The sequence below is a fragment of the Qipengyuania vesicularis genome (assembly GCF_019711415.1).
Lineage (GTDB): Bacteria > Pseudomonadota > Alphaproteobacteria > Sphingomonadales > Sphingomonadaceae > Qipengyuania > Qipengyuania vesicularis.
Genome location: NZ_JAIGNJ010000003.1, coordinates 454379 through 472072 on the forward strand (window position 1 = coordinate 454379; position 17694 = coordinate 472072).

General features: G+C 63.5%; 19 protein-coding genes. 5 read left to right on the top strand and 14 right to left on the bottom strand.

Features of this window, described 5'->3' with window-relative positions:
* Positions 1–20: 20 nt before the first annotated feature.
* Positions 21–308: a 50S ribosomal protein L28 gene (gene rpmB, locus K3146_RS11035; protein ID WP_221546333.1), complete on the top strand. Its 288-nt coding sequence runs from the start codon at positions 21–23 to the stop codon at positions 306–308.
* A gap of 55 nt (positions 309–363) precedes the next feature.
* Here the strand turns inward: rpmB and K3146_RS11040 are convergent, their stop codons facing one another.
* The 4 genes from K3146_RS11040 to xseA all read right to left on the bottom strand — a co-directional run bounded on the left by K3146_RS11040 (position 364) and on the right by xseA (position 3971).
* Positions 364–1350 carry an esterase-like activity of phytase family protein gene (locus K3146_RS11040; protein ID WP_221546334.1) on the bottom strand — a complete coding sequence of 329 codons (987 nt, stop codon included), beginning with the start codon at positions 1348–1350 and terminating at the stop codon, positions 364–366.
* Between the two features lie 48 nt (positions 1351–1398).
* Positions 1399–2250 carry a M23 family metallopeptidase gene (locus K3146_RS11045; RefSeq protein ID WP_345724266.1) on the bottom strand — a complete coding sequence of 284 codons (852 nt, stop codon included), beginning with the start codon at positions 2248–2250 and terminating at the stop codon, positions 1399–1401.
* Between the two features lie 83 nt (positions 2251–2333).
* Positions 2334–2540: a DUF2093 domain-containing protein gene (locus K3146_RS11050; protein ID WP_221546336.1), complete on the bottom strand. Its 207-nt coding sequence runs from the start codon at positions 2538–2540 to the stop codon at positions 2334–2336.
* Positions 2541–2564: 24 nt separating this feature from the next.
* On the bottom strand, positions 2565–3971 hold the full coding sequence (gene xseA / locus K3146_RS11055) for an exodeoxyribonuclease VII large subunit (protein WP_221546337.1): 1407 nt from the start codon (positions 3969–3971) through the stop codon (positions 2565–2567).
* On the opposite strand from xseA, the gene purD reads away from it, so the two are divergent.
* Positions 3970–5247, top strand: a complete 1278-nt coding sequence (gene purD / locus K3146_RS11060) for a phosphoribosylamine--glycine ligase (protein ID WP_221546338.1) — start codon at positions 3970–3972, stop codon at positions 5245–5247. The genes xseA and purD overlap by 2 nt on opposite strands.
* Before the next feature lie 176 nt (positions 5248–5423).
* On the opposite strand, the gene K3146_RS11065 is transcribed toward purD, so the two are convergent.
* Positions 5424–5813 carry a UrcA family protein gene (locus K3146_RS11065; RefSeq protein WP_221546339.1) on the bottom strand — a complete coding sequence of 130 codons (390 nt, stop codon included), beginning with the start codon at positions 5811–5813 and terminating at the stop codon, positions 5424–5426.
* A 385-nt stretch (positions 5814–6198) separates the two neighbouring features.
* Between K3146_RS11065 and K3146_RS11070 the strand changes: the two genes are divergently transcribed.
* Positions 6199–8145, top strand: coding sequence for a winged helix-turn-helix domain-containing protein (locus K3146_RS11070; protein ID WP_221546340.1), 1947 nt, complete (start codon positions 6199–6201; stop codon positions 8143–8145).
* Between the two features lie 48 nt (positions 8146–8193).
* On the opposite strand, the gene K3146_RS11075 is transcribed toward K3146_RS11070, so the two are convergent.
* The 3 genes from K3146_RS11075 to K3146_RS11085 all read right to left on the bottom strand — a co-directional run bounded on the left by K3146_RS11075 (position 8194) and on the right by K3146_RS11085 (position 11812).
* Positions 8194–9324 (bottom strand): acyl-CoA dehydrogenase family protein, encoded by a 1131-nt coding sequence (locus tag K3146_RS11075; protein WP_221546341.1) that lies wholly within the window; start codon positions 9322–9324, stop codon positions 8194–8196.
* A 27-nt stretch (positions 9325–9351) separates the two neighbouring features.
* Positions 9352–10551: an acyl-CoA dehydrogenase family protein gene (locus K3146_RS11080; protein WP_221546342.1), complete on the bottom strand. Its 1200-nt coding sequence runs from the start codon at positions 10549–10551 to the stop codon at positions 9352–9354.
* 265 nt (positions 10552–10816) lie between these two features.
* Positions 10817–11812 (bottom strand): adenosine kinase, encoded by a 996-nt coding sequence (locus tag K3146_RS11085; RefSeq protein ID WP_221546343.1) that lies wholly within the window; start codon positions 11810–11812, stop codon positions 10817–10819.
* Positions 11813–11933: 121 nt separating this feature from the next.
* Between K3146_RS11085 and K3146_RS11090 the strand changes: the two genes are divergently transcribed.
* Positions 11934–12635 (top strand): EI24 domain-containing protein, encoded by a 702-nt coding sequence (locus K3146_RS11090; protein WP_221546344.1) that lies wholly within the window; start codon positions 11934–11936, stop codon positions 12633–12635.
* On the top strand, positions 12628–13065 hold the full coding sequence (locus K3146_RS11095; protein WP_221546345.1) for a hypothetical protein: 438 nt from the start codon (positions 12628–12630) through the stop codon (positions 13063–13065). The genes K3146_RS11090 and K3146_RS11095 overlap by 8 nt, the downstream gene beginning before the upstream one ends.
* A gap of 207 nt (positions 13066–13272) precedes the next feature.
* Here K3146_RS11095 and K3146_RS11100 read toward each other — a convergent pair whose 3' ends face one another.
* The 6 genes from K3146_RS11100 to K3146_RS11125 are packed head-to-tail and all read right to left on the bottom strand — an operon-like array spanning position 13273 to position 17361.
* A complete protein-coding gene (locus K3146_RS11100; protein ID WP_221546346.1) occupies positions 13273–13632 on the bottom strand; it encodes a HesB/IscA family protein in 360 nt (119 codons plus the stop codon).
* On the bottom strand, positions 13632–14135 hold the full coding sequence (locus tag K3146_RS11105; RefSeq protein WP_221546347.1) for an SUF system Fe-S cluster assembly protein: 504 nt from the start codon (positions 14133–14135) through the stop codon (positions 13632–13634). Before K3146_RS11105 ends, K3146_RS11100 begins: the two co-directional genes overlap by 1 nt.
* Positions 14132–15349, bottom strand: coding sequence for a cysteine desulfurase (locus tag K3146_RS11110; protein WP_221546348.1), 1218 nt, complete (start codon positions 15347–15349; stop codon positions 14132–14134). The genes K3146_RS11105 and K3146_RS11110 overlap by 4 nt, the downstream gene beginning before the upstream one ends.
* The gene (locus tag K3146_RS11115) at positions 15346–16101 is read right to left on the bottom strand and encodes a SufD family Fe-S cluster assembly protein (protein WP_221546349.1); all 756 of its coding nucleotides are present in this window, start codon (positions 16099–16101) and stop codon (positions 15346–15348) included. Before K3146_RS11115 ends, K3146_RS11110 begins: the two co-directional genes overlap by 4 nt.
* Positions 16098–16850: a Fe-S cluster assembly ATPase SufC gene (gene sufC, locus K3146_RS11120; protein ID WP_221546350.1), complete on the bottom strand. Its 753-nt coding sequence runs from the start codon at positions 16848–16850 to the stop codon at positions 16098–16100. Before sufC ends, K3146_RS11115 begins: the two co-directional genes overlap by 4 nt.
* The gene (locus K3146_RS11125) at positions 16837–17361 is read right to left on the bottom strand and encodes an endonuclease domain-containing protein (RefSeq protein ID WP_221546351.1); all 525 of its coding nucleotides are present in this window, start codon (positions 17359–17361) and stop codon (positions 16837–16839) included. Before K3146_RS11125 ends, sufC begins: the two co-directional genes overlap by 14 nt.
* Positions 17362–17694: the final 333 nt, after the last annotated feature.

The following is a 17694-nucleotide window of genomic DNA, read 5'->3' on the forward strand; positions in this document are numbered from 1 at the left end:
TTCGAACGAAGAGATCAGTCATGTCGCGTATTTGCGAACTCACCGGCAAGGGCCGCCAGGTCGGCAACAATGTGAGCCACGCCAACAACAAGACGAAGCGCGTCTTCCTGCCGAACCTGCAGAACGTCACGCTGCTGAGCGAGAAGCTGGACCGCAGCTTCAAGTTCCGCGTGTCGACCCAGGGCCTGCGCTCGGTCGAACACAACGGCGGCCTCGACAACTGGCTGCTCAAGACCAGCGACGACAAGCTCTCGGCCAATGCGCTCAAGGTGAAGCGCGAGCTGAAGAAGGCTGCCGCCGCTTCGTAAGCTGGCGGCGCTTCGGCGCTGTTTCCTGATCGGAATTACAAAAGGCGCGTGGGGCCTACCTGCGCGCCTTTTGCCGTGCGGACCACGGAGGATTTGCCCACCGCAGCTTGAGCAGCAGCGTGCGCTGGTGCGTGGCGAAGTTATCATCCGAGATCAGCCAGAACAGCCAGCTGCCGTCCTCTTCCTCGGTTACGGCCAACCCTTCGAAATTATCGCTCGGGAGCGGTTCGTCGATCGGGGCGAGGAGATTGGCATGGAGCACCTTCCCCCCGGCAATCTTCGCCGGATCGGCAATGGCGATGACAGAGGGGAAACGCGGCGGAAAGCCGAGCTCGAAGCCCCTCAGCAACACCGCAATCCGTCCATCGGGCAATAGCGCGGCATCGGAAGGCCGGAATCCTTCGGGCGCCTGAAGCTGGAAGCTGATCGGCTTGGCGCCGCTCGTCGGGTCAGACAGGAACAGCAGCCCCTCGTGCCGGCCGTCACCGCCCGAATACTCCTCGATCACGACAAAGCGCCCATCGGCCAGCCGCACCAGCGATTCGGGGCCTGCATTGCCCGCCCAGTCCTTCATCGCGTCGGGCTTTACCGCCTTGCGCCGTTCGAGCTTGGCGCCAAGCGCCATGATCTCCTGCCCCCACTCGAGGCCCGCCCACATCTCGCCCGTGGCAGGATCGATCGTGAGCGATTCGACGTCGACCGACATCTTGTCGACCATGCGCGAGGCAAGGAATGTCTCGATGCGCGGTGCTTCGCCCGAAATGTCCGGGCGCTCGAAATGGAGCAGTCGCCCGGCATCGCTCGCCGCAAGGAAGCGCGTGGGCGAACGGGCGACAAGCGCCGAATAGCCGCCGAAATTGGCATTCCCGCTGGCAAGCTCCCACGCCCCTTCGAGCACCAGGGGGCCCGCGCGCAGTCGCTTTGGCGCGAGGTCGATGACCTCGACCGGCGCGGTGTAATCCTTGGGCGGCACGTGGCTGCGCACGAAGGTGCCCGGCGCAAGGCCGCCCGCGACAAGGGCCAGGAGGAGCAGGCGCTTCATGCGCATCCTATGCCCCCGCCAGTCTTTCGTTTCGATTGACCTTCCGCCTCACGGTTGCGGCGGCAGGAAGAGCAGCGGATCGAGCCGCTTGTCTTTCCAAACCAGGCTCCAGTGGAGGTGCGGGCCCGTGGCGCGGCCCGAAGCGCCGACATTGCCGAGCAGCTGGCCCTGCTCGACCGCATCACCTTCCTTCACCGCTAGGCGCGAGAGGTGGATGAATGCGCTGTTGAGCCCTGCGCCGTGGTCGAGAATGATGATGCCGCCCTCGAGGCTGAAGCCGGTCCGCGCGAGGACAACGACACCGTCGGCAGGAGCGACAAAGGGGGCGCCATTGCCCGGGGCGATGTCGATCCCAGAGTGATAACTGCCCGGCTCGCCGCGATAGATGCGCTGGCGCCCGAAACGGCCCGAAACCCGGCCCGCGACCGGCCAGATAAAGTCCTGGCGCCAACCCTGTGCGCCCGTCTCCTTCGCGCGCGCATCGCGAATCGCCAGCCATTCGGGCTCTCGCTTCGCCCACCATTCCTCGTCATTGCCGCCACCCGGACGCTTGGCGACATTGACGCGTTCGATATCCCATGCGCGGGGACTGATACTGAGCGGTAACTCCACAGTGGGACCGACCCTATGGCTCGCGCGCAGAACCATGCGAACCGGCGCATCGCGGTCAAATGCAGCGAAGAAGTTGCCCTCACTGTCGAAGGAGAGGGGTATGTCATCGAGAGCCGCCGAGACGCTACCCACCGGTACTTTCCCGCGCACCCACCCGCCCTGCGTGAACTCGCCCGAATGCAACTCGATCGCGAGTATTTCCGTGCGGATCGGCGCAGGTGATCTTGATTGTGAGGCCGCCGGAACCGTGCTGGGCGCGGCGTTCGGTTCACCGGTACCAGTTTCCACCGACGAAACCTGTTCCGCCACAGGTGTTCCCAACGAGCAGGCAGCACTGAAGAGAAGGAGAAGCGGTGCGACCCAGCGCAATCTCACGGCTTCAGCCGCTCGGTCGCCAGTTCGGCGCTGGCATAGGCTTCCTGATACTCGACCGACCAGTAGCGCAACTCGTCGAGCGGGATCGGCACGCCACTGGCCGAGCAGAAGACATGCTGGCCCGCGCGCAGCACGCGAAAGCCATTGGGGCCGTACTGGAGCTTCGCCTCGCCCGAGGAACCGGAATTCTTGTTCATCAACATGGGTCTCGCCCTAGCAGCAAGCGTCTATCCGAACAAATCATCCTGCGCCGGCGGCGTTCCCTTCGCCTTGGGCCTTGGCGCGGGCTTGCGCTTTGGCGCGGGCGGAGGCGCATCGCCGGTCGACACGGCAAGATCGCCATCGCGGAACTTGAGCGTGAGCGCAGGATGTTTCGCGGCCTCAGCCCTGTCGGTCAGCGTGCCGTCCGGCCCGACCACGCGGACATAGCCGCGCTTCAGGACATTGTCGGGATCGAGCGAGACCATCAGCCGCGCGGTTGCCGCCAGCCTCTCCTGCGCCTGGGAAAGGCGGCTCTTGAGCAAGGGTGCGTTGAGCCGCGCGCGGTCCGATTGCAGCCTCTCGCGAGCCCGTGCCGCACGCTCGCGCAAACCATGGCCGAGCCGCGTGGCAAGATCATCAAGCCGCTGACCCTGCGGTTGCAGCAGGGCATCGGGCTGAGGAAGGCGATCCGCACGAGCTTCCAGCCGTTCGCGCCCTAATTGCACCGGGCGCAGGATCGCCCGCTTGGTGCGCGCCTCGAAATCGGTGAGGGTCGCGGCGAGTTCTGCGCGGACCGGAACCGCGATTTCGGCGGCGGCGGTCGGCGTTGGCGCGCGCCGGTCGGCGGCGAAATCGGCCAGCGTCGTGTCGGTTTCGTGCCCCACCGCGCTGATCGTCGGGATCGAGCATTCGGCGATGGCGCGCACCACCTGCTCCTCGTTGAAGCTCCACAAATCCTCGATCGACCCGCCACCGCGCGCGACGATCACGAGGTCGGGCCGGTCGGCATGGCCTTGGGGCATGGCGGAAAAGCCGCGCACGGCAGTCGCCACCTGCTCGGCAGCGCCCTGCCCCTGCACCAGCACCGGCCAGACCACCACGCGGCTCGGGAAGCGGTCGGCAAGACGGTGGAGGATGTCTCGAATCACCGCTCCGGTTGGTGACGTCACCACGCCAATCGTGCGCGGGAGGAACGGGAGCCGACGCTTGCGTCCCTCGTCGAACAGTCCCTCCGCCGCCAGTCGCGCGCGGGTCTTTTCGAGCAGCGCCAGCAAGGCCCCCTCGCCCGCCAGTTCCATCCGCTCGATCACGATTTGGTATTTCGAGCGCCCCGGATAGGTCGTGAGCTTGCCCGAAGCGACGACCTCAAGCCCGTCCTCCGGCTGGAAGGGCAGGCGCTGCGTATTCCCGCGCCACATGACCGCATCGATCACCGCCTTCTCGTCCTTGAGCGAGGCGTAGAGATGCCCCGATGCCGCGCGCTTCACCCCCGACAACTCACCGCGCAGCCGCACGAAGCCGAAACGATCCTCCACCGTGCGCTTCAATATGTTCGAGATTTCGCTGATCGAGAGCGGCTCAGCGTTGTCGCCGGGGCGGGCCTTCGCTACCAAGCCGTCATCGGCATCATCGGGTGGGAAATCGGCAGCCATGAATATCCTTTTGCTCGGCAGCGGCGGGCGCGAACATGCTCTGGCATGGAAACTGGCGCAATCGCCGCTGTGCGACAAGCTGTGGGCGAGCCCGGGAAATCCCGGAATGGAGGAATGCGCCGAGACTATCGCGCTCGATAGCAGCGATCACGGCGCGATCACGGCCTTCTGTGCCGCCAATGCCATCGGTCTCGTGGTGATCGGGCCCGAGGTGCCGCTCGTCGAAGGGCTGGCCGATTCCTTGCGCGCCGCGGGTATCCGCGTGTTCGGTCCGTCGAAAGCCGCCGCACAGCTGGAGGGCAGCAAGGCCTTCACCAAGGAACTGTGCGAACGCGCCAATATCCCGACTGCCAAGTTCATCCGCTGCACCTCGCTCGAGGCGGCATGGGGCGCGCTCAAGAAATTCGACGCACCCTTCGTGCTCAAGGCCGATGGGCTGGCCGCAGGCAAGGGCGTGGTCATTGCCGAAACCCGCGAGGACGCGCAGGAGGCGTTGTCCGAAATGTTCGACGGCAAGTTCGGCAGCGCGGGCAGCGAAGTCGTGATCGAGCAATTCCTCAAGGGCGAGGAGGCGAGCTTCTTCGCATTGGCCGATGGCGAGTCCATCGTCCCGCTCGCCAGCGCGCAGGATCACAAGCGCGTGGGCGATGGCGACGAGGGGCCGAACACCGGCGGTATGGGCGCCTATTCGCCCGCTCCGGTGCTTACCGACGCCCTGCGCGAGCAGGCCATGCGCGAAATCATCGAGCCCACGGTGCGCACCATGCGCGCAGAAGGCATGCCCTATTCCGGCGTGCTCTACGCCGGGCTCATGCTGACCAAGACCGGGCCGCAGCTGATCGAATACAACGTACGCTTCGGCGATCCCGAATGCCAGGTGCTGATGATGCGGCTTGAAAGCGACCTCGTAGAACTTATGCTGGCATGCGCCGAGGGGCGTCTGGGCGAGATCGAGACGCCGAAAATGTCGGACGACTTCGCACTTACCGTGGTGATGGCGGCAGAGGGCTATCCGGGCACGCCCAAGAAGGGCGGAACGATCGACCTTGGCGAGGCCGAGGCAAATGGTGCCAAGGTCTTCCACGCGGGCACGAAGCGCGATGGCGACCGGCTCGTCGCCAATGGCGGCCGCGTCCTCAACGTGACAGCCAAGGGCTCAAGCGCGACAGAGGCCAAGACCAATGCCTATGCCGCCGTCGACGCAATCGACTTCGCAGACGGCTTCTGCCGCCGCGACATTGGCCAGCGCGAGGTGAGACGAGAGCGGCACGGGTGATGCAAGAAACCTGCCGCTGTTGTCCGTTTGCAGGCTGAACCAGGTCTAGCCGTTACGACAGAAAGTGGGGTGGAAAGCGGACACCAGTCCTAATTTGCGTTGGTTGCGATACATCACCGGCGTCGCATGGACAGCCCGCGGTGCAGTCGATGCGACGCCGAAGCCCGGAATATCTGTCACTTGGCCGACTTGCTTCCGGCCGAGACCATCACAGCGAGCCGGGATTGGGCGGCTTTGCTCATCGCTAGCCGTGCAGTGGCATCTGCAATTTGCCGGTCAGCCTCGTCCCACGCATTCTCGCGGCATTCCCTGTGATCCGGATAGATCTTGATCGGACCCTGGATGCGTGCGGGGCAGGCCCAGTTGACGGCCACTGCGACGCGGCTCCTCAGGCGCTCCATGTCCTGTGCCTGTGAGATGTCGAGATCGTTGAAATCGACGATCCTGACCCGCGCATCAGGGGATGCCTCGACAAGCAAGTCCGGAGTGTCCTGAGCCTGCAGCGGTGCTGCAATCGCAAGGGCAGCGAAACCGATGGCGATGGCTCCGATACGATTCTTGGTCATTTGATTATCCTTTCCTCATGCGTTTTCGGTCGCGGTGGGGAACAGGAAGATGCAGCCCGTACTGTGGGATGTGCCCTCCGCGATCACTCAAAGTGCTCTTCATCCAGAGGGCTCGGGATTTCCGATTGCCCTTTGGTTAGACCTTTTTGCGCCAGGGCGGGAAATGGTGCCTTGGTGGTTGCATGAGGATTGCGTGAAACTTCGCTGAAACCTGTTGTTTTCCTTAAAAGGAATCGGCGCAAGCAAAGAAAAACAGATACTTACGGCTCTACCGGAAGTTCGACAGACGGTCCTACCAAAATTGGCAATTCGCGCCGGTTTGTGACAAGATCGCAAGACCGACTGATGGCAACAGCTTTTCTTAAGGTCGGGGAAAGGGGCCGGTGTGGAAGAGTTTCGCATCGGGTCGCATATCTTGCAGCCGCATCGCCAACTCCTGCTGGATGGCGAGCATGTACACCTCGGCCCGCGCGCCCTGTCGATCCTGACCATCCTCGCAGAAGCTGGCGGTGAGATCGTCACCAAGGACGAACTGATGGAAGCCGTCTGGCACGACGTCACCGTCGAGGAGAACGCGTTGCAGGTCCATGTCACCGCAGTCCGCAAGGCGCTGGGAGATGATGCCGGTCTGCTCCACACTCTGCGAGGTATCGGATACCAGCTTGATGCAGCCGAAGCGCTCGAATTTCCGCGCGGCGCGGGCTCGGCAGGTGCAGGTGAGCCGGAACCGCCCGCTGCCGATCAGGATGTCGGGTCCATCCGTCGAAAGACCGGTCCTTCCTCGTTGGCCATCACCAGCCTCGGGATATTGGTCGTGATCGCGGTGATCGCGACCGTAGCCCTATTCGGATCGACTAACAGCCCGACCCAGCAAGCACCCACATCGCTTGCGGTTCTTCCTTTCAACGTAAGCGGAGACGAGGAATGGCGGGAGCGCGGAGATGCCTTTACCGCTTCGATCTCCAGCAACCTTGCCCGCGTCCCGGGTATCGACCTCGCCCCCAGCGCTGCAATCGACGCCTTGGACGGCCGGAACCTCTCGCCGCAGGAGATCGGCCAGCGACTGGGTGTCGATCACTTTATCGAGGGTGATGTTCTGGCATCGAACAATCGCCTGGTAAGCCAGGTCAAGCTGGTCGAAGCTCGCTCCGGACGAGCAGTCTGGTCGCGGGAGATTGCGGGGTCGCCATCCCATCCTGACGAGTTCGAAGCACTGCTCCTGACCCGGCTTTCCGGCACGATCCTCGCCTTGCGCCGTATGGCCAGTGGCGAGGTCCACATTCCGGATGATCTCGACCCGCGGGCCCAAGAGGCTTATCTCGATGGCCTGTCCTTTCTGACCGCACGCGATTCATCGGACTGGCAGCACGCATTGCGACAAATGCAGCTTGCTACGTCGATCGAACCTGACTTTGCCGCTGCTCATGCAGTGGCGGCCTACGTCCTCGCGATCGGGACCAACAGCACCTTCTTCACACTCTCGCGAGATGAATACATTGGTCTCTACCAAGAACACAAAGATAAGGCACTCGCGCTCGACCCTGAAAGCTTCGAGGTCGAAATCGCTGAAGGCATCTTCCAGCTCAACACACATGGAGATATCGGCGGGGCGCTCGCGACTGCGCAAAAACTACTTGAGCAAAATCCCGATGATCCCCGTGTCGCCGCCTTTATGAGATCCGCGCTCCAGCTGGCTGGCCGCCCGAGGGAGGCCGCGATGCATGTTGAACGCGCCATGGCGGCAGATCCCTTCAACCGGATTCTTAAGCGGTTTCACCGATACTCTCTGCACGGGGCCGGCGACTATCCAGCGGTCCGGCGTAGCGTAGTGGAATGCCGGATTGATTGCTGGTTCGCCGCATTTCAATGGTGGGGTGCATTGCTCCAGCATGGGACCCCGTATGACTTTAGAATGGATATCGGCACCATCGCCGAAATGGTCGAGGATGAGCGCGCTTTCTATTCGGGAGACCTGGGGCCATCGCGATCGATAATCATGCACACCGAATTCATTTTCCTCGGGGAGAAAGGCACGGTGGAATGGGATGCGGAGGGACAAAATGATGGCTTGATGCCGCCCAGCGACTGGTTTTTGATCCTACTCCTTTACGGATATGTCGACGAGGCATTCGGGCTCGTTGAGAATTTCGATTTCAGTCGTCAGGGCATCCACATCGTGATACCCCTCTTGGTTGGAGGGCGGCTAACCGCCTCCGACGAGATCCGCGCCGACCCGCGCTACATGGCGATGTTCGAAGAGCCTCATATCAAGGCTCTGGTCGATTACCGGAGGGAACAAGGTGTGACCGACGGTTTACCAATCACCCGGTGACTGGGAGGGTCCGAGAAACGGCGCCTAAGGACCCTCTCCGCCTCTCGATCAAGCCAGCGAAATGTGCCGCTTCAGGTGGTGGTCCACGCTGCCGAATTCGCTTTCGAAGATCGTCAGGCGCTTGAAGTAGTGGCCGATGGCATATTCGTCGGTCACGCCGTTGCCGCCGTGGATCTGTACCGCTTCCTGACCGACGAAACGCGCCGACTGGCCTACGCCGACCTTGGCCGATGAGGCGGCACGTTTGCGCTCCTTTTCGCCCGCATCGAGCTTGAGCGTGGCGAGATAGGTCAGCGAGACGGCGGTCTCGTAGGCGGTGTACATGTCGACCATGCGGTGCTGGAGCACCTGGAACTTGCCGATCGGCACGCCGAACTGCTTGCGCTGCTTCGAGTACTCGAGCGTCATGGCGTGGGCGACCTTCATCGCCCCGCAGGCCTCGGCGCACTGGGCGGCGATGGCCTCGTCGGCGACCTGCTCGATCAGCGGCAGGGCTGCGCCTTCCTCGCCGATCAGCGCGTCGGCGGGGACCGAGACCTTCTCGAAATAGATTTCCGAAGCGCGGCGACCGTCGACGGTCTCGTAATCGCGCGTGACAATGCCGTCGGCGCTCTTGTCAACGATGAAGACGCTCACGCCCTCGGCATCGCGGCGGTCACCACCGGTGCGCGCGGTGACGACGAGGTGGCTCGCCCAGGGCGCGCCGATAACGACCGCCTTGTGGCCATTGAGGACATAGCTGTCGCCGTCCTTCTTCGCCGTGGTTTCGAGGTCGGCGTAATTGTAGCGCCCGCGCGGTTCGGCATAGGCGAAGGCGAAGACGCGGCTACCGTCGGTGATGGCCGAGAGGTGTTCCTCGCGCTGGGCTTCGCTGCCGGCGTGCTTCAGGAAGCCGCCTGCGCAGACGACGGTGGGGACGAAGGGTTCGACCACAAGGCCTTTGCCGAATTCCTCCATCACGATCATCGCATCGACCGCGCCGCCGCCGAAGCCGCCGACTTCCTCGCTGAAGGGCATGCCGAGGATGCCGAGCTCGGCCAGCTGCGCCCAGATTTCGGGGCGCCATCCGGCATCGCTCGCGATCGCCGCGCGGCGGGTTTCCCAGTCGTATTGTTCTCTGACAAGGCGCGAAAGTCCGTCGCGCACCATGTCCTGTTCTTCGGTGAAGTTGAAATCCACGGGTCTCTCTCCGCTAGAACTCTGGCCTTAGAGGCCGAGGATCATTTTCGTGATGATGTTGCGCTGGATCTCGTTCGATCCGCCGTAGATCGAAGTCTTGCGCATGTTGAAATAGGTCGCGGCAGAGTGGTGCGCGTAGTCCGGCCCGATCGGATATTCGTTCGAGCCCGCATCATTCGCGATGCTGCCGTAATAGGGCGCGGAATAGCTGCCGACCGCTTCCAGGGTGAGTTCGGTCAGCCGCTGCTGGATCTCGGTGCCCTTGATCTTGAGGATCGAGCTTTCCGGCCCCGGGCCCTTGCCGGCCTGCTCACCGGCGAGCGTGCGCAGTTCGGTGATCTCGAGCGCGGCAAGGTCGATTTCCAGCTGGCTCACCTTGCGGGCGAATTCGAAGTCCTCGATAAGCGGCTCGCCGTCGATCGTCTCGTTCGCGGCGATCTCGCGGAGCTTCTCGACGCCGCGCTTGGAGCGGGCGACACCCGCGATGCCGCTGCGTTCGTGGGCGAGCAGGAACTTGGCGTAGGTCCAGCCCTTGTTCTCTTCGCCGACGAGGTTCTCGACCGGAACGCGCACGTCGGTCAGCCAGGTCTCGTTGACCTCGTGGCCGCCGTCGAGAAGCTTAATCGGCTTCACTTCGACACCGGGCGATTTCATGTCGACGAGGATGAAGCTGATGCCTTCCTGCGGCTTGGCAGCATCGGTGTCGGTTCGGCAAAGGAAGAAGCCCCAGTCGGCATATTGCGCCAGCGTGGTCCAGGTCTTCTGGCCATTGATCACATAATGGTCGCCGTCGCGGACCGCGGTGGTTTTGAGCGAGGCGAGGTCCGAGCCAGCGCCCGGCTCGGAGTAGCCCTGGCACCACCACACGTCGCCGCTGCGGATGCCGGGCAGGTGCTTGGCCTTCTGCTCTTCATTGCCGAAAGTGTAGATGACGGGGCCGACCATGGAGACGCCGAAAGGAAGCGGCATGACCGCGTTCACGCGGGCGTTCTCTTCCGACCAGATGTAGCGCTGCGTGGGCGTCCAGCCGGTGCCGCCATATTGTTCGGGCCATGCGGGGACCGACCAGCCCTTTTCGCCGAGGATCTTGTGCCAGGCGAGGAAGTCTTCACGCGAGAGATCTTCGCGCAGGCCGACGTCGCCCAGGTGCTTGGGATAGTTCTCTTCGATGAAGGCGCGAACCTCGTCGCGAAAAGCCTGCTCTTCGGGGGTGAATTCGAGATTCATGGGGTCACGCTCCGCTTGTCATCCTCTCGCGCCCGCGATTCCGGGCTTGCTGGCGGATTTTCTTCACCAAGCGCGGCGGCGGCGCAAGGTTGCAAATCGAAATTCTTCGGGGGGCGAGCTGCCCGCAAGCGCTCTTTCTTCGGGCGCTGCCGCTACGGTAATGCGGGCGGTGGGGCCTTGAAATGGCGCGCGTCAGGCGCACGAAAAAGCCCCACCTTTCGAGCGGGGCTTTCGTGATTCCAGGCCAGGAAGGCTCGAATCGGGGTCAGCCGAGCTTTTCTGCGACCAGCGCTTTCAGGTCTTTTTCCGAGCGAGCACCGATGTGGCTGATGATCTCGCCAGCGCAGATCGCGCCCATGCGCAGGCAGGTTTCGAGGGCCTCGCCGCGGGTGTGGCCGGTCAGGAAGCCGGCGGCAAATAGGTCGCCTGCCCCGGTCGTATCGACCACCTTCTCGATCGGTTCGGCGGCGACCTGCGCGCGCTCGCCATTCGCTACGGCAATGGCACCCTTGGCGCTGCGGGTGGCGACGAGGACGGGCACCTTGTCCTGCAGAGCGGCGATGCCGGCTTCGAACTCGCTCTCGCCGGTCAACGTTGCCAGTTCGTGTTCGTTGACGAACAGGATGTCGATCTGGCCTTCCTCGATCAGCGCACGGAAATCGTCGCCGTGGCGGTCGATCACGAAGCTTTCCGAGGCGGTGAAAGCGACCTTGCGGCCAGCATCGCGGGCAACTTCAATAGCGCGGCGCATGGCGCTGCGCGGTTCTTCCGGATCCCACAGATAGCCTTCGAGGTAGAGCACTCCGGCGCTGGCAATCAGCTCCTCGTCGAGCGCTGCGGGCGGCAGGAACTGCGAAGCGCCGAGGAAGGTATTCATGGTGCGCTCGCCATCGGGCGTGACGAAGATCAGGCAGCGCGCGGTCGGCGGGTCGCCCTCGCGCGGCTGGGTGTCGAAATCGATGCCGACGGCGCGGATGTCATGCGCGAAGATGTCGCCGAGCTGATCCTTGGCAACCTGGCCGACGAAGGCACATTGCGCGCCCAGGGCTGCCATTCCGGCGAGCGTGTTGGCCGCCGAGCCTCCCGAGATTTCGGTCGCGCGGCCCATCGCGTCGTAGAGTTCCCTGGCGCGATCGGTATCGACGAGGGTCATGCCGCCCTTGGCAAGGCCCAGCTCTTCGATCAGCTCGTCTTCGCAGGGGGCCATCACGTCGACGATGGCATTGCCGATCGCGACGACGTCGTAACGGGGGTCGGTCATGAAAACTCCGGTAGAATCTTTGAAATGGGGGAAACTCGTCGGGCGCGGTTAGCGGTTCATCGCGCATAGGCCAAGGGCGGCGTTGACTTGACCGTCGCAGCGCGCAATTCGAGAACACACGATGATGTCGCTTCCACGCGCCCTTGCCTTGTCTTTCAGCCAGTTGGGCGATCCCGCGATTATCAGGGTTCTGGCCAAGAGCCTGGTGATTACGCTAGCGATATTCTTCGCCATCGGCGTCGGCTTCTGGTTTGCCCTCGATGCTCTGGTGGAAGACTGGATCGTGGCCAACCTCCCTGCCGATTACAGCGATACGGTGGCCGGCATCGTCGCATTTTCGGTTGGCCTGCTGGGCCTTTGGCTGCTGTTTCGTTTCGTCGCGCTCTTCGTCCTGCAATTCTTTGCCGAAGAGGTGGTCCGCGCCGTCGAGGCCAAGCATTATCCGCGCGAAGCCAGCGCGGCCCGCTCGCTTGGTTTCCGCCAAGAGATGGCCAACGGGCTTCGCTCAACGCTTCGGGCGCTGGTAGCGAACCTCATCGCCCTGCCCTTTGCGATTATGCTGCTTGTGACCGGGATCGGCACGGCGCTGCTGTTCTGGGCGGTGAACGCCTTCCTGCTGGGCCGCGAGCTGCAGGACATGGTCTGGCTTCGCCACCGACAGGACGAGGCGGAGTTGGCGCCCATGGGCGGATCGAATCGCTTCCTTCTAGGTGGCGCGATTGCTGGGCTGCTGCTGGTGCCCTTCGCCAACCTCCTCGCCCCTGTGCTCGGCGCGGCAAGCGCCACCCACCTGGTGCACCGCGGGAGGGCCGGGATTGCGTAAACTCCTCCCGCTGGCGGCCGTCTCGGCAAGCCTGTCGGCCTGCGTCAGCACGCCGCCCGACTATTTCCCGCAGCAGCGCCCCGCGCCATCGGCGAACCGTCCGGCCCCACCGCCACAACAGCCGCCTGTAAGGCCGGCGCCCTCGACGCCTACCTTCATTGCGCCGCAGGTCATGAACCTGCCGGGGCTGGAGGCCGTCATCGGGCGTAATGCAACCGCGCTCGCCAACATCTTCGGCCTGCCGAGGCTGGAGGTGAAGGAGGGCGATGCGGTCAAACTGCAGTTCTCGGGCAATGCCTGCGTGCTCGACATCTATCTCTATCCACTTCGGCCCGGCGGAGAGCCGAGCGCGACCCATGTCGAGGCGCGGCGTGCCAGCGATGGGGAAGATGTCGATCGCGCCGCCTGTGTGCGAGCCCTCAGGCGTTAGTCGAATTCGAGGTGCGCTTCCGCACCGCCTTGCTTCGGCAGCGGTCCGTTGGGTGGTATGACCGGAACTGCCATGCCCGCCTCGGGAGGCTTGCGGCGCTTGCCCCACCGATCATTGAGGAATGGATCAGATCGCCTACGTTCCCGCGACTCTCGCAAGAGCTGGCGAACTTCATCAAGGAGCCGGTCGGAGCGATCCATTCGAAAACTATACCATGAAGCTTTCGCCGCAGCCGCATGCGCCCTTGGCATTTGGGTTGTCGAACACGAAACCGGCGGAGAAATCATCCTCCACCCAGTCCATCGTGCTGCCGACGAGGTAGAGTACGCTGGCACCGTCGATGTAGAAGACCCCGCCGGGGGTTTCGATCTTCTCGTCGAACTTGGCTTCCTCGGTCACATAATCGACCGAATAGGCGAGCCCTGAACATCCGCGACGCGGGGTCGACAGCTTGACGCCAATCGCGTCCTCGGGCGCCTTCGACATGAGTTCGGCCACACGCTCTTCCGCGCGCGGCGTCAGGATAACGGCAGCCTTGGGGGCGGGGCGGGTCGTCGTATCGGCCATCACAGCATCCCCAGTTCGAGGCGAGCCTCGTCGGTCATCTTGTCCGGGCCCCATGGCGGGTCCCAGACCAGATTGACCTCGGCATCGCGCACGCCGGGAACGCTGCCGGCGCGCAGTTCGACCTCGCCCGGCATGGTCTCGGCGACAGGACAATGCGGCGTGGTCAGCGTCATGGTGACGGTGACATCGCATTCCTCGTCGACCTCGACGCCGTAGATGAGGCCCAGATCGTAGATGTTCACCGGGATTTCCGGATCGTAGATCTCCTTGAGCGCATCGATCACGGCCTGCTGAAGCTTGCCGCCCGCGCCGGTCGCAAGGTCGGCTTCGGGCTGCTTCGCCAGGAAGCCTTCGAGATAATCGCGCTTGCGCTCGAGCTTTTCGCCCGCGGTTTCGTCGGGGTCGACGGCGTCCGAGACTCGCGCGCGCGGAGGCTTGCCGACCACGGTGTCCGCCGGCGAGGGAGCGGCGATGAAATCCTGTTCGTCAGAGGGTTTGTTCATCCGAAGATCCTCCGGGTCCTTTCAATTCCGCGCAGCAGCGCGTCGATATCGCTTTCGTCGCTGTAGAGACCGAAGCTGGCGCGCGCCGTTGCAGGGACGCCGAGATGCGCCATCAACGGCTGCGCACAGTGGTGACCGGCACGGATCGCGACGTTCTCTTCGTCCAATATGGTGCCGAGATCGTGCGGATGAACCCCGTCGAGCGCGAAACTGACGATACCTGCGCTTTCCTCCGGTCCGAACAGTGTCACCGCATTCAGTTTCCGCAGCTCTTCCCGCAATTTGCGAGCCAGACCTGCCTCATGCTCGAACAGGCGGTCTGGGCCCAGCGCGGCGACGTAGTCCACGGCCGCATGAAGGGCGATCGCTTCGGTGATCATGGGCGTGCCTGCCTCGAAGCGCTGTGGTGGCGGGGCGTAGGTGGTGCCTTCGAAGGCCACTTTCTCGATCATGGCGCCGCCGCCCTGGTATGGCGGCATCTCGTCGAGGATTTCCTCGCGCGTCCAGAGGACGCCGATGCCTGTCGGTCCATAAAGCTTGTGACCCGACCAGGCATAGAAGTCGCAATCGAGTGCTTGCATATCGAGCTTCATCCGCGGCGCAGCCTGGCATCCATCGAGCAGGATCTTTGCGCCGACCGAATGGGCAAGCTCGGCAGCCTTGCGCGCATCGAGGACTGAGCCCAAAACATTCGAAACATGTGCCAGCGCAACCAATTTGGTTCGCGGAGCAAGCAACACCTCCAGACCTCCGAGGTCGATCTGCCCATCTTCGGTCAGCGGACAGACATCGATTTGAGCTCCGGTTCGTTCTGCAAGTATTTGCCAGGGAACGATATTCGAGTGATGCTCGAGCGTCGAAAGCACGATCCTGTCGCCCTCGCCGATGCGCGTCGCACCCCAGGTCGCGGCCACGAGATTGATCGCCTCGGTTGCACCGCGCACGAAGACGATCTCGTTCTCGCTTTTCGCACCCATGAAGTCGGCGACACGGCGACGTGCGGCCTCGTAACCTTGGGTCATGCGCGCCGAGCGGCCGTACACTCCCCGGTGGACGGTCGCATAGTCCCGGCCGAGGGCGCGGCTCATGGCGTCGATCACCGCCTGCGGCTTTTGCGCCGAGGCCGCCGTGTCGAGATAATGCCAGACTTCGCCTTCCGGCGTCACGAGGCCGGGGAAGTCGGCTTTCCGGGATAGGGTCGCCGTCTCGCTCACAGGTGCTTGTCCAGCTTGTCGAGCGCGACCTGCAGCAGGCGCTCCTGTGCATCCTCGTCATCGAGCGCGACCAGTGCATCGCCAATGAAGGCCTGCACCAGCAGGCGGCGCGACAGTTCGGGCGTCAGCCCGCGTGCCGCCATGTAGAAGCGCGCGCTTTCATCGAGCTGGCCGACCGTGGCGCCGTGCGCGCACTTCACGTCGTCGGCGAAGATCTCGAGCTGCGGCACGGCGTTCACGCTCGCGCCCTTTTCGAGTAGCAGGCCCTTGAAGTCCTGCGCGGCGTCGGTCTTCTGCGCATGGCGCACCACGTCGATCGAGCCGAGGAAGTTGCCCGTACCCTTGCCCCAGTGGACAGCACGCACGGCTTGGTTGCTCGTCCCGTCAGGCTCGGCATGGGTGGTGCGAGTAACGAACTCGCGCACGGTCTCGCGGCCGCCCACGGTGATCCCGCCCATCTCGAAATGCGCGCCCTTGCCCAGCGTCACATCGAGCTCGACGCGGGCGTAGTCGGCTGAGGCAATGACGCCAAACAGCTCGAACCGCGCGCCTTCGCCGACTTGCACACGCAGGCGGTGGACTTCGGTTTCGCTCGAATTCCCGTCGCTTATGACGAGGAGTTCGCGCGCACTCTCACCCGCCGCAATATCGATCTGCCGCCAGTTCTCGACATCGGCCTCGCGCAATTTCTCAACCGCGGCATAGCGCCAGGCCTCGTCCTTGCGGGTGGGAAGGGTAGCGGCCCCGCTCATGCCGGCTCCGCCATCACCGCGTCATAGCCCTCGTTCTCGAGCCGCTCGGCAAGTTCGGGACCGCCGGTGCGCACGATGCGGCCTTTGGCCAGGATCGATACCTTGTCCGGGCGCACGACTTCGAGCAGGCGCTGGTAGTGGGTGATGAGGAGCACGCCCTTGTTCGCGTCGCGCATGATCGCGTTGATGCCCTCGCCCACAACGCGCAGGGCATCGATGTCGAGGCCGCTGTCGGTCTCGTCGAGCACGGCGAAACTGGGGTCGAGGATACCCATCTGGACCATCTCGGCGCGCTTCTTCTCGCCGCCCGAGAAGCCGACGTTCACGTTCCGCTTGAGCATGTCCATGTCGAGGCCGAGCAGGTTGGCCTTTTCCTTGGCAAGCTTGAGGAATTCGCCGCCGGTCAGCGGTTCTTCCCCGCGCTGCTTGCGCTGCGAATTGAGGGCCTCGCGCAGGAACTGAACGTTGGAGACGCCGGGAATCTCGACCGGGTACTGGAAGCCGAGGAAGAGGCCGGCGGCCGCGCGCTCGTGCGGCTCCAAGTCGAGCAAATCCTGCCCGCGGAAATCGACCGATCCGCCGGTCACTTCATAGCCCGGGCGTCCTCCTAGAACATAGGACAGCGTCGACTTGCCCGCGCCATTGGGGCCCATGATCGCATGGATCTCTCCGGCCGCCACTTCGAGGCTGAGGCCGTTCAAAATCTGCTTGCCGTCGATTTCGGCGGTGAGGTTGTCAATCTTCAGCATTGTCATTCCTGGTGTAGCGGGGGCGCGGGGCGGAATTGCGTTGATGATCGCGGCGCGCCTGCTGCTTGTCGGCAATGCGGCTGCGCATGCCGAGGGTTATGCGTTCGAGGACCTTGTCCATGTCCTCGAGGATATCCTTGGCGGCGATGCGCATCACGCGGATGCCGACCGCCTCGAGGCTCTTGTCGCGGCGCTTGGCGAGGGTCTCGTCCTGCCCTTCCTCGTCGATCATGATCGCCATGCCGAGCTTGTGGCAGTTGAAATCGACGATCGCGCTGCCGACCACGGCGTGGCGCTTGAAGGTGAAGGGGCCCATGTTCGCGCTGGCGAACTTCTCGGCGAGCGCCTTATGCGCCTCGGTCGAGTGGCGGCGCATATCGCGCGCCTGCTCGTGCAGCGCATCGAGCCGCTTCTCCGAGATCTCCCACCCGCGGCCCTTTTTCTTGAGCGCAGGCGCGGCGTCGGCGGTTTCCGAGGGGTCGCGAAGCTGGAGTGTCTTGCGGTCAGTCATCTGGAATCTCGGTAGTAAGCAATTCTGCGCTCTTGGAGGTCATGCACGCTCTCTATGATTGCCATCGATTCCAATCGGCGTTTTACGAGATGGGCTTCAAGCTCTTCTCGCTTGAGAAGTTGCGCATCGGGGCTCTGCCAACTGGCAGAGCTTTCAAGCCTAATTCTTTCTCTACGGCACGCTGCGTCCGCCATGATCACAAGCTCCCCGATCCCGACTTTACCGTCATCGAGCTTGCGACTGAGATGATCGAGGCACGAAGAGTATCTGCTGGCAGTATAACCCATCGGATCTCCGCCAGCGTTGGCGATTGCAGCAGTTGATGGCACCATT

What these genes read in the sequence shown, in the direction of transcription:
- rpmB (WP_221546333.1), top strand. Translation starts at nt 21, where the DNA reads ATGTCGCGTATTTGCGAACTCACCGGCAAGGGCCGCCAGGTCGGCAAC.
- K3146_RS11040 (WP_221546334.1), bottom strand. Translation starts at nt 1,350, where the DNA reads ATGAAGCGCCTGCTCCTCCTGGCCCTTGTCGCGGGCGGCCTTGCGCCG.
- K3146_RS11050 (WP_221546336.1), bottom strand. Translation starts at nt 2,540, where the DNA reads ATGTTGATGAACAAGAATTCCGGTTCCTCGGGCGAGGCGAAGCTCCAG.
- purD (WP_221546338.1), top strand. Translation starts at nt 3,970, where the DNA reads ATGAATATCCTTTTGCTCGGCAGCGGCGGGCGCGAACATGCTCTGGCA.
- xseA (WP_221546337.1), bottom strand. Translation starts at nt 3,971, where the DNA reads ATGGCTGCCGATTTCCCACCCGATGATGCCGATGACGGCTTGGTAGCG.
- K3146_RS11065 (WP_221546339.1), bottom strand. Translation starts at nt 5,813, where the DNA reads ATGACCAAGAATCGTATCGGAGCCATCGCCATCGGTTTCGCTGCCCTT.
- K3146_RS11080 (WP_221546342.1), bottom strand. Translation starts at nt 10,551, where the DNA reads ATGAATCTCGAATTCACCCCCGAAGAGCAGGCTTTTCGCGACGAGGTT.
- K3146_RS11085 (WP_221546343.1), bottom strand. Translation starts at nt 11,812, where the DNA reads ATGACCGACCCCCGTTACGACGTCGTCGCGATCGGCAATGCCATCGTC.
- K3146_RS11090 (WP_221546344.1), top strand. Translation starts at nt 11,934, where the DNA reads ATGATGTCGCTTCCACGCGCCCTTGCCTTGTCTTTCAGCCAGTTGGGC.
- K3146_RS11100 (WP_221546346.1), bottom strand. Translation starts at nt 13,632, where the DNA reads ATGGCCGATACGACGACCCGCCCCGCCCCCAAGGCTGCCGTTATCCTG.
- K3146_RS11105 (WP_221546347.1), bottom strand. Translation starts at nt 14,135, where the DNA reads ATGAACAAACCCTCTGACGAACAGGATTTCATCGCCGCTCCCTCGCCG.
- K3146_RS11115 (WP_221546349.1), bottom strand. Translation starts at nt 16,101, where the DNA reads ATGAGCGGGGCCGCTACCCTTCCCACCCGCAAGGACGAGGCCTGGCGC.
- sufC (WP_221546350.1), bottom strand. Translation starts at nt 16,850, where the DNA reads ATGCTGAAGATTGACAACCTCACCGCCGAAATCGACGGCAAGCAGATT.
- K3146_RS11125 (WP_221546351.1), bottom strand. Translation starts at nt 17,361, where the DNA reads ATGACTGACCGCAAGACACTCCAGCTTCGCGACCCCTCGGAAACCGCC.